The organism is Nostoc sp. LPT (assembly GCF_017115165.1).
Lineage (GTDB): Bacteria > Cyanobacteriota > Cyanobacteriia > Cyanobacteriales > Nostocaceae > Nostoc.
This window is the reverse complement of record NZ_JABXKF010000104.1, coordinates 16,206-28,021: the sequence shown is the minus strand read 5'-3', so window position 1 is coordinate 28,021 and position 11,816 is coordinate 16,206. Positions and strand designations below refer to the sequence as shown.

Sequence of the window (11,816 nt, the reverse complement as noted above, 5' to 3'; positions counted from 1 at the left end):
ATTGAATTCGGGCAGTCGTTTATTGAATTCGGGCAGTCGTTTATTGAATTCGGGCTGTCGTTTATTGAATTCGGGCAGTCGTTTATTGAATTCGGGCTGTCGTTTATTGAATTCGGGCTGTCGTTGATTGAAAGGCAATGCTTTTAGAGGAAACGTTGGCTGACGAAAGAATCCTCTTACCGCGATAGTCGAGGAGTTGTCAACGGCAACAACATAACTAGTCTCGATTTAGATATGGATGTAGGTTGGGTTTCGTCCCTCAACCCAACACCTCAAAATCTTATAATTGTTGGGTTTTACTCCGTTCAAACGCCACTTGCTTCAAGCAGGTGTTCCCGTCCAACGCAGTGGCTCCCCAACCTACGCATCTGTTCGAGGAATGCAATTCACGAGCAAGTGTAGATTTACCAGAGCCTCCAGCACCGTCGATTGCTACGAGTATAACTCAGTCATCCCTACGTGAAACTCTAATGGCTTCAAGAATCTTGATAACTGGGTATATAAACATATATTAAGCATAGACATATCTCTCAATTGTCAGGCTAGATCGTGATAGCCAACAAAGTTCTTGACTTATTTTCGTTTGCTTTAGTCTAGACTCCAGACCTAACGTTCGCTCTCCTTTAGTCTAAACTCCAGTTATTAAACTTGTCGCTTTATAAAAAATTGGCGTCTTAAACCCTTGCCCTGCCTAGCTCGAAAAATTTGAAACCCTTATTAGGTGAAAAGTCTATTTATTATTTCCCGTGAATAAATGGTGCTGCAATTCTTTCTCCATAAGGCGAAGTTGATTAGTGATTTTTAACTTTTGATTTTGGGAACCATTACCTAAAGTTTAAGTTTTAAAAACTTTCCTCTCATCGAATTAAAATATCTGCTGAAATTAATTGTAGAAAAATTGATCGGGACGGTTAGCAGAAAACCCTTGAATATGTAGCTCGAAGCCGTGGCGTGATTGATTGCATATTCACAGGAATGAAATGAGCAAGAGAGGCTGGCTCTGATATGGCAATCTGTGGAAATAGGAATTGGCTCTCAGGTTTATTAGGAGTTTTTGGCATTATTGGAGTGCTTGCTCGTGTCATATTTTGTTGTGAAAATCACGCCTTAGCCCAGATTACCCCTGATGGAACATTGGGTAATAACTCTTCAAGAATCACTCCCAATGTCAATATTAAAGGTAGTGCTGCTGACCGCATTGATGGTGGAACAATTCGCGGTGCTAACCTGTTCCATAGTTTTCGTGAATTCAATGTCGGAGAATCCCAGCGAGTTTATTTTGCCAATCCCACGGGAATCTCCAATATTCTCACACGGGTGACGGGAAGTAATATCTCGAATATTCTTGGTACTTTGGGGGTGAACGGCGGTGCAAATTTATTTTTGATCAATCCCAATGGCATTTTATTTGGGAAGAATGCACGACTAGATGTAGCGGGTTCCTTTGTCGGAAGTACGGCGAATTCTTTTGTGTTTGGCAATGGGTTAGAATTTAGTGCAACTAATCCTCAGACTCCTTCCTCATTACTAACAGTTAATCCTTCGGCGTTGTTGTTCAATCAACTTCAGGCTGGCAGAATTGAAAACAGGTCAATTGCACCAGTAGGAGATAATATCTTTGGTTTACAAGTACCAGATGGTCAGAGTTTGCTATTAGTGGGTGGAGACGTTGCCATCAACGAAGGTCAATTGAATGCTTTGGGTGGACGAGTGGAATTGGCAGGAATTGCAGGTGAGGGGACAGTCGGACTGAATGTGGATGGTAATAATTTGAGTTTGATTGTTCCTGATGGTGTAGCTAAAGCCGATATCTCACTCAGTAATCAAGCCTTGGTTAGTACCAGTGGCGAAGGTGGCGGCGCTATTCAGGTGTGGGGTAAAGGAGTTACAGTCAATGGAGGTTCCAAGATTGAAGCCAGCACTTTAGGAGCATTACCTGGAAAAGGATTGAGTGTAAATGCTTCCGAATCAGTGCAAGTCGTTGGAGAATCACCTACTGGAATTCGCAGTGGTTTATTTGCTGAAACTTTTGGCACAGGAGAAGCAGGAAACCTGACAATTAACACAAGACAGTTACAAATCTTAGCAGGAGGAAAGATTTCATCTGGTACATACAATGCAGGAGCGGCGGGAGATTTAACAGTAAATGCCTCAGAGTCTGTACAAGTGGCAGGTTTGACAGTTAGTGGCCAGTTTGGCAGCAATTTGTTTACTCAGAGTAGTTCTGGCGCGACAGGAGAAGGAGGAAAACTAACAATTAATACATCTAGGTTGCTCGTCGAAAATGGGGGGCAAGTATCGGTTTCTACTTCCGGTGAAGGTGTGGCAGGTAATTTGACCGTGAATGCCCCAGAATCAGTGCAAATAATCGGTATTCCAGATAATCCTTACTTAAGTTATACTCGTATATTTGCTGCATCTAATGGAGTCGGAGACGCCGGAGACATCACGATTAACACTAGACAGTTACTTATCCAAAATGGAGCCGGAATCATAACCGATAACGAAGGTAAAGGGGTTGGAGGAAGTATAACAGTAAATGCCGAATCAGTGCAGCTAGTCGGTACTCCTATTCTTCCACAGTTTCCTAATAGATGGTATCCTAGCAGAATAAGTTCTAACGCATATAGCACAGGGTCCGCAGGAAAGATTACGATTAGCACCAATCAGTTGTTAATCCAAGATGGAGCAGCGATTTCAGCTCGAACTAACGGTAGTGGGGCTGGAGGAAGTTTGACAGTAAATGCCTCCCAATCAGTTAAACTGATCGGACCTGCTACTAATAGTAATAGTCTATTTCCCTTTCCCAGCAGCTTGTTGACTCAAACATCGAGTACAGGAACAGCAGGAGATTTGGCAATTAATACCAATCAGTTGATTGTCCGAGAAGGACAACTATCTGCCAGTAGTTTTGGACAAGGGAATGCTGGCAATATCAACATTGAAACTGTCACGATGAATATCATTGATAGTCAAGTTGCAAGCAGTGTTTACCGTAAAGGGTTTGCAGGAAATTTGACTATTCACGCTGCCGAGTCAGTGGAAATCAGTGGAAAAATCAAATCGTTTACATCTAATATTGAAAATCCTGCTGGCTTATTTGCTCAGGTAAACATTCAAGGTGAGGGTCGTGGTGGCAACTTGACCATTGAGACAAAACGCTTGAGTGTCAGTCATGGAGGCAAAGTGCAAGTCGCTACTTTCGGTCAAGGCGACGCTGGTAATCTCACAATTCGTGCCTCTGAGGTAGAGGTATTTGATACACCTGTTGATAACCTCTTTGCTACAGGTATCAATGCAGGTGTTCAAGTAGACGCAGACGAAACAGTTATTCCACCTAGAGGCAATGGTGGCGATTTAACAATTGAAACCGAACGCTTGAGTGTGAAAGGTGGTGCAATAGTATCGGTTGGAACTGCTGGAGAGGGCAATGCCGGTAGATTACGAATTCATGCGTCGAAATCTGTGGAAGTCGTTGGCAAATCACCAAATGGTAACTTTAACAGCCAAATCAGCGCTGCGGTGACGCCAGAAGGTACTGGTAGTGGGGGAAGTTTAAGGCTGGAAACTGAGCAGATGAGTGTCCGGGATGGAGGTGAAGTCACTGTCAGTAGTATCGGCTCAGGGACGGCAGGCAACCTTGACATCCAAGCTCGTTCTCTGAGCCTGGATAACCAAGGAGCGATCGCTGCCATAACCAGATCGGGGAATGGTGGTAATATTACCCTGAAGTTGCAAGACTTATTATTACTACGCAATCATAGTAAAATTTCTACCACTGCCGGCAGTAGCGAATTCGGTGGCAATGGCGGGAACATCACCATTAATAGCCCTTTCATTGTCGCCGTCCCCAAAGAAAATAGTGACATTACTGCTAATGCCTTTACAGGGGTTGGTGGTAGAATTGACATTACAACAAACGGTATTTTCGGTATTCTTCCGCAAAAAAGCCTAACCGAAAAGAGCGACATTACAGCAAGTTCCCAATTGGGACTGAGTGGGGAAGTAACTATCAACAGTCCAGATACTGACCCCAGTCGCGGCTTAATTCAACTACCCTCCAACCTCGTGGATGCATCCCAACAAATTGCCCAAGGTTGCACTCCCAGAAGAGGACAAAACGCTAGTCGTTTTATCGCTACAGGACGCGGTGGACTACCCCAAAGTCCTAATGAACCGTTGCGGGGACGAGCAGTGATTACAAGTTGGGTAGATTTGCCCGCACAAGTAACACACACAGTCACGGATAAATTATCTACTGCATCTATGACCAAATCTAGCGATCGGATTGTGGAGGCTCAAGGATGGATTGCCGATGCTAATGGTGATATTATGCTTGTGCCTCAATCTGTGCAAAGTTCTTCTATTCCCTCTGCCATATCCTGTAGTCAATAATTCGTTACTCTAATCGGGAGAAAAATTTCTATTTATCTAAGTATTTCTTCAGAAAAGTTATTACTTTTCACTACTCTTAGCAGAATAATATTAGGCCAAAGCATTAAAGCGAATCGCCAAAGCGATGACACAGCCTATAATACCCACCACCACAATCCCGTTACAAACTAACCTTGATTCAACAATTGCTGTTTCTGTGGGGATGGGAATTGCGATCGCAGCTTTTTGGGCAAATTGTGCTTTTGCTCAAATTACCCCTGATAGCACTCTACCTAATAATTCCACTGTCAAACTAGAAGAGAACACCAGAATTATTGAAGGAGGAACCAGAGCGGGTGGCAATTTGTTCCACAGCTTTGGAGAGTTTTCCGTTCCCACTGGAAGCACTGCTTTCTTTAATAATGCTCTTGACATTCAAAACATCATTAGCAGGGTAACGGGTAAGTCAGTTTCTAACATTAATGGGTTAATTCGCACTAATGGTATAGCTAACCTATTTCTGATTAATCCGTCGGGGATTATTTTTGGTAAAAATGCCTCGCTGAACATTGGTGGTTCTTTTGTGGCGACTACTGCTAATGCGATACAGTTTAGCAATCAAAGTTTTTTCAGTGCTGACAATCCAAATAGTCCTGCATTATTGACAGTCAATCCTTCAGCTTTTCTATTCAATCAAATTGCTGCTGCGCCGATTCAAAATAACTCTGTCGCACCAGCAGGATTAAATCAGTCCGGCTTTAATGCCTTTGGTCTACGTGTAGTAGATGGTCAAAGTTTGCTGCTAGTGGGTGGCAACATCAGCATGGATGGTGGAAGGTTAAATGCTTTTGGTGGGAGGGTTGAGTTAGGAGGATTGGCGAGTGCAGGAACAGTTAATTTAAATAATATAGATGGTAGTAATTTGAGTTTGAATCTTCCTGAAGATATAGCACAGGCAGATGTATCACTGATCAACAGAGCCAACGTTGATGTCTCTGCTGGCAAGGGGGGAAGTATCGCCATCAACGCCCGAAACATAGAGGTTTTGGGAGCAAGTTGGCTACTAGCTGGGATAGCACCAGGGTTAGGTTCTGCAAGTAGTCAGGCAGGAGATTTAACGCTGAATGCCACGGGCATCATTCGAGGTGGGCAGGCTAGCAGAATTTTAAATATCGTAGACTCTAATGGTAAAGGTAGTGCTGGCAACCTTAACATCATCGCAGATTCACTATTTTTAACTGATGGCACTCAATTGTCTGCCAGCGTTTTTGGACAAGGGAATGCAGGTAATATCTCCATTCAAGCTCAAGATATCTCTTTTGATGGAAGTAGGACTGGTGCCTCCAGTCAGGTTGGTTCTGACGCAGTGGGTAATGGAGGAAGTGTTACCATCAATACTGGCTCGCTGTTTGCAAGTAATGGAGCGCAAATAGATGCCAGCGTTTCTGGTCGGGGAAATGCGGGTGATGTTACTATTGATGCTCGTGACAGCATTTCATTGGATGGTGTGACTGGCGATGGTTTGTCTCCTACAGGTGTCTTTAGTAGTGTTGGACGCCGTCAAGCAGTGGGCAACGGTGGCAACATTAGTGTAACAACTGGGTCACTCTCCCTAACCAATGGCGCTCGAGTGTCTTCTAACACTCGTGGGCGAGGAGATGCAGGCAATATCTTCATTGATGCTAGAAATAACATCGTCTTGGATGGAGTAGAAGGTAATAACTTTTTCAGTGGAGTACTTAATGAGGTCTTCCGTGGATCTGTTGGTGATGGAGGCAGCATTAGTGTGGCAACTGGGTCACTATTGGCAAGTAATGGCGCTAGATTAACCGCTAGTACCTCTGGTCTAGGAAATGGAGGTAATGTGTTGATTGATGCCCGTGATATTGTCTCACTTGATGGTCGTGGTACAGGTGTTTTCAGTAATGTAAGAAATAGGGGTAATGGTGGGAATGTTACCGTCATTACCGGAACGCTATCTGTCACCAATAACGCTCAACTTAGTACAAGTACCTTCTTCAAAGGCAATGCAGGCAATATCAGTATTGACGCTCGTAATCGAATCTCTTTTGATGGCAGAGGTACAGGTGCTTTCAGCAGAGTCGAAAAACTCGGCGAAGGTAGTGGTGGGAACGTCAATATTACTACCAATGGCTCGCTGTTTGTCACTAATAGTGCTCAATTGGGTGCGGACGTTCTTGGGCGTGGTGGGAATGCAGGCAATGTGACGATTAAGGCTCAGGATCGTGTCTCTTTTGATGGAGTAGACAGCGTTGCTTCTAGCGCAGTCGGACCTGGAGCAGAAGGCAAGGGTGGGAATGTGACTATCACTACCAGGGCTGTTTCTGTTACCAATGGGGCACGAATAGCCGCAAACACTCAAGGACGAGGGAATGCTGGCAGTATAACGATAAACGCCCGTGATACAGTCTCTTTTGAAGGGGTCAGTGATGACGGGCAGCGTAGCAGTGGTGCTTTCACCGCAGTGCCATTCGGAGCAGTGGGCAACGCTGGGGACATTACTATTAATACTGACTCACTATATATCACTAATGGAGCTAGATTAGTGAGCATCGCTGAAGGTCAAGGGAATGCAGGCAGCGTCACAATTAACGCCCGTGATGCTGTTTATTTCAGTGGAATAGGTAGTAATGGATATTCCAGTAGTATATTCAGCAACTCAGCACCTGGACTAGCGGGCAAGGGTGGGGATATCACTATTACTACCGGATCACTGTCTGCAACAGATGGGGCTTTCCTAACAGTCAGTACTGCAGGACAAGGAGATGCAGGAAATGTGAGGATTGAGGCTCACAATACCGTCTCCTTCAGCAAAGACGTTTTATTGTCTGCTAGTACCTTTGGGCAAGGAAATGCAGGCAGTGTGACGATTAAAGCTAAAGAGCGCTTTTCCTTGACAGACAACGCAAATGTCGCCACCGTAGTTTACCCTGGAGCATTGGGTAATGCTGGGGGCATTACCGTCACCACGGGGTCGCTATTGATCGCCGATGGAGCAGGATTAACTACCACCACTAGCGGACAAGGTGATGCGGGTAGTGTCAAGATTAATGCAAGCGATCGCGTCTCTTTAAGTGGAAGTAATACAGGTATCTTCAGTAGAGTGTTACCTGGAGCAGTTGGCAAGGGTGGCAATATTACTATTATTACTGAATCGCTGTCTGTGAAAGATGAAGCTCAACTAACTGCTAGCAACATTGGACAGGGAACAGCAGGTGATATAGGAGTTACAGCCCGTTTGATTCTTCTTAACAATAAAGGCAGTATTCAAGCTACGACTGCCTCAGGCAATGGCGGCAATCTCGACTTGAATGTGCGGGACTTATTACTCTTGCGTCGAGACAGTCAAATCTCCACTACTGCGGGCACTACACAAGGTGGTGGTGATGGCGGTAATATCATTATCAATAACCTCCCAAACTACCGAGGCTTTGTAGTTGCCGTCCCCAATGAAAATAGCGATATCACTGCCAACGCTTTCGAGGGTAGCGGCGGGAAAGTTATTATCAACTCTACTGGCATCTTTGGGCTACAGCCGCGCAGTCGGCAAGAGCTTGAGCAGCAGTTGCAAACAACCGACCCGAAAAAGCTAAATCCTAGTCAGTTACCAACAAGTGATATCACTGCCATCTCCCAAACCAACCCTTCCTTAAATGGTGAGATAAATCTCAACACACCTGATACTGACCCCAGTCGCGGCTTAATTCAACTACCCTCTAACCTCGTGGATGCATCCCAACAAATTGCCCAAGGTTGCACTCCCAGAGGAAGACAAAACCCCAGTCGTTTTATCGCCACCGGACGCGGTGGATTACCCCAAAGTCCTAATGAACCGTTGCGGGGACGAGCAGTGATTACTGGTTGGGTAGATTTGCCCGCACAAGTAACACACACAGTCACGGATAAATTATCTACTGCATCTATGACCAAATCTACCGAGCCGATTGTGGAGGCTCAAGGATGGATTGCCGATGCTAATGGTAATATTATGCTTGTGGCTCAATCTGTGCAAAGTTCTTCTATTCCTTCTGCCATGTCCTGTAGTCAATGATTCGTTACTCGGCGTTGCTGAATCAAGGATGATTCTTGTAGGGTGGGCGACACGAGAGCCCTGAAATACAAGGGACGGGCAAATCGCCCCATCCCACAAAACTAGCAAAATCATCCCGCTTTCTCTGCAACGCCCGTTACTCCAATCGGGGGAGGAATTACGATGAAACTCAAAAGTTATAAAAATAATCAGTGGCAACGGATATGTGACGGATTAAATATATGGTTGATTCATCCCTTTAAAATCCATAAGTTGCCTGTTTTCATGCTCTTGGTTCTGGTGACAGCTTTTTTGTGCGTTATTACTTTTCCTGTTGCTGCAACTTTAGAGACACAACATATCGCAACTTTTGGAGTCTCAATCCAAAATCCTCCTGCACAAACACAAGATTTGCTGCAACAGGGTAAAATGCTGTATGAGGCAGGACAGTTTGCAGAAGCGGCTAAAGTTTTGCAACAAGGAGTTAAAAGTTATCGCAGCCAGGGCAATGAATTGCGGCAAGCTGTAGCATTAAGTAATTTGGCATTAGCATATCAAAAACTGGGTAATTTGACACAAGCGCAACAAGCAATTACAGATAGCTTGAAGTTACTCGAAAAATCTTCTACTGGCGAAAATCTTCAGGTTTTGGCTCCAATTCTAGATATTCAAGGTAGTATTCAACTAGACTTGGGACAAGCTGAACAGGCACTTAACACCTGGCAACATGCGGAAGCCAGCTATAAGCAATTAGGCGATCAAAATGGCATTACCCGCGATCGCATCAATCAAGCACAAGCATGGCAAGTTTTGGGATTTTACCGTCGGGCTTTGACGATCTTGACTCAATTACAGGAGGAGTTACAATCAAAACCTAATTCAGTCAGTAAAGCAGTAGAATTACGGTCTTTTGGGAATGCTCTGCAACTAGCAGGAGATTTGAATCAATCCCGTCAGGTATTACAGCAAAGTTTGTCAATTGCCCAAAAATTGGATTCTCCCCAGGATGTGAGCGCGGCTTTATTCAGTTTAGGCAACACGGCACAAGTACAGCAAGATTTTAAGGGTGCAATACAGTTTTATCAGCAAGCTGCTGCGATCGCTCCTAACCCAATTAGCAAAGTTCAGGCTCAAGTTAATCAGTTGAACCTACTAGTGAACACGGGACAAACAGCCGCCGTGCAGACACTATTGCCGCAAATCCAAACTCAACTGGCACAACTACCTGCTTCTGTGACAACTATTTATGCCCAGATTAATCTAGCTCAAAGCTTGATGAAATTTGGGACTACACCCAAAGCGATCGCTCAAATCTGCGCCAGAGCCTTGCAACAAGCTGAAGATTTGGCAGATAAACGAGCCGAGAGCTTTGCCCAAGGGACTCTGGGCAGTGTATACGAGCAAACTAAACAATGGTCAATAGCCCAGAACCTCACCCAACAGGCACTGACCATAGCCCAAACAATCAATGCCCCAGATATCGCTTATCGTTGGCATTGGCAGTTAGGACGCTTGTTAAAACAGCAAGGAGAGATTGAAGGCGCTATTGTTAGCTATGATACTGCGATCAGTGAGTTGCAGACTCTCCGTAGTGACTTAGTAGTTGTGAATCGAGATGTCCAGTTTTCCTTTAAAGAAAGTGTAGAACCTGTATATCGAGAGTCCGTAGAATTATTGTTGCAGTTTCAGCAAACTCATCCGAGCGAACCAATCCTAGACAAAGCTAGACAGAGGATTGAAGCCCTGCAACTAGCGGAATTAGACGACTTTTTCCGGGAAGCTTGCATTAATGCCAAAACTGTTTTGCTTGACACAATAGTAGATAAAGATAATCCTACAGCCGCGATCGTTTATCCAATTATTCTGCCTGATCAACTCCAAGTAATTGTTAAAATTCCTAACCAACCACTGCGTAATTATACAGTAAATAAGTCACAGAACGAGGTAGAAGGTACTATAAAACAACTCAGAGAGTATCTATTAGAACCCGATCGAACTGAGGAAGTGCAGGCGCTATCACAGGAAGTCTATGGGTGGTTAATCAAAGAAATTGAGTCAGATTTACAAGATAGTGGCGTCAAAACCCTTGTATTTGTACTGGATGGAATATTGCGAAATGTGCCAATGGCTATATTGTATGACGGTCAGCAATATCTGGTAGAAAAATACGCTGTAGCACTCAGCTTAGGACTTCAGTTACTCGCACTCAAACCCTTGACACAAACAAAACTCAATGTACTAGCTGCCGGATTAGTGCAACCACCAGAAGGCTTTCAACAGCAATTTCCACCGCTACCAGAAATTAAATCAGAATTCGACTCTATTTCCCAAGCGATCGCGTCTACCACCCAGTTACTAAACCGAGACTTCAACAGCAAAAACCTAGAGAGTAAGGTAAATGCTGTACCATTTAATGTGTTACATCTGGCAACTCACGGTCAATTTAGCTCCAGTGTTGAGAATACTTTTATACTTGCAGATGATGGGCCGATCAACGTTACACAATTTGATAGCCTGCTGCGTCGTCGGGATCAAACTCGCTCAGAAGCCTTGGAAATGTTGGTGTTAAGTGCTTGCCAAACTGCTACTGGTGACAATCGCGCCACGCTAGGGCTAGCAGGAGCATCTGTGAAAGCTGGTGCCCGTAGTACCTTGGCTTCACTATGGCATATCAGTGATAAATCTACTGCTATCTTAATCGGTGAATTTTATCGGGAGTTAGTTAAAAATGAGGTGACAAAGGCTGAAGCCTTGCGTCGTGCCCAAGTAAAGTTGTTAAAAGATTATCCCAATTACAGTCGTCCTGGCTACTGGGCACCTTATGTTTTAGTTGGTAACTGGCTTTGACAAATTCGGTTGTGTTGCAAAAACTTGCAAAGGACAAAAGCTCTGTATAAATCAGAACGAGTTATGCGACTACTCCCAAAATTTGAGCCACAAATTTCACTTGAGCAACGATGTCTGTTTTTTCAATTCCCTTGACTTGTCCTTTACGATGCATCGAGATTCAATTTCTGGAGCATAAGCTTGTACCCAACGATAAACCGTTGTGTGATCGACCAAAAGTCCCCGTTCCTGCATCATTTCTTCCAGATTCCTCTAGCTCAATAGATATCGTAGATACCACCGCACACATAGCAGAATGATCTCGGATTGGAAATGACGCCATTTAAACGGTTCTTTTGAGTTGATTAACGGGCTAACTTTGTTACAAGACTACTGCTACAACCACATTTCTACCAGACCTGCCCTAGTTTTTGCAACGCAACCACAAATTCTATCCACTTCCCACCACTGTGAGGAAGAATGGATTTACATTTTATCGGGACAAGCGATCGCAGAAATCGACGGAGAAGAATTTGAGGTTTTCCCAGGAAACTTTATGGCATAG

Annotated in this window: 4 protein-coding genes and 1 pseudogene; 4 read left to right on the top strand and 1 reads right to left on the bottom strand. The window is 44.3% G+C overall.

Features of this window, described 5'->3' with window-relative positions:
- The first annotated feature begins 1,005 nt into the window (after positions 1-1,005).
- The 3 genes from HWQ58_RS19730 (at position 1,006) to HWQ58_RS19720 (ending at position 11,272) form a co-directional block, all read left to right on the top strand.
- On the top strand, positions 1,006-4,395 hold the full coding sequence (locus HWQ58_RS19730; protein WP_292866237.1) for an S-layer family protein: 3,390 nt from the start codon (positions 1,006-1,008) through the stop codon (positions 4,393-4,395).
- A 124-nt stretch (positions 4,396-4,519) separates the two neighbouring features.
- Positions 4,520-8,446, top strand: coding sequence for a filamentous hemagglutinin N-terminal domain-containing protein (locus HWQ58_RS19725; RefSeq protein ID WP_292866234.1), 3,927 nt, complete (start codon positions 4,520-4,522; stop codon positions 8,444-8,446).
- A gap of 264 nt (positions 8,447-8,710) precedes the next feature.
- Positions 8,711-11,272: a CHAT domain-containing protein gene (locus tag HWQ58_RS19720; protein WP_292866243.1), complete on the top strand. Its 2,562-nt coding sequence runs from the start codon at positions 8,711-8,713 to the stop codon at positions 11,270-11,272.
- Between the two features lie 159 nt (positions 11,273-11,431).
- Here the strand turns inward: HWQ58_RS19720 and HWQ58_RS19715 are convergent.
- A pseudogene (locus HWQ58_RS19715) lies at positions 11,432-11,617 on the bottom strand (IS6 family transposase); the annotation flags it as partial.
- Here HWQ58_RS19715 and HWQ58_RS19710 point away from each other — a divergent pair.
- Positions 11,613-11,816 carry a hypothetical protein gene (locus HWQ58_RS19710; RefSeq protein ID WP_292866232.1) on the top strand — a complete coding sequence of 68 codons (204 nt, stop codon included), beginning with the start codon at positions 11,613-11,615 and terminating at the stop codon, positions 11,814-11,816. The pseudogene HWQ58_RS19715 and the gene HWQ58_RS19710 sit on opposite strands and share 5 nt — an antisense overlap.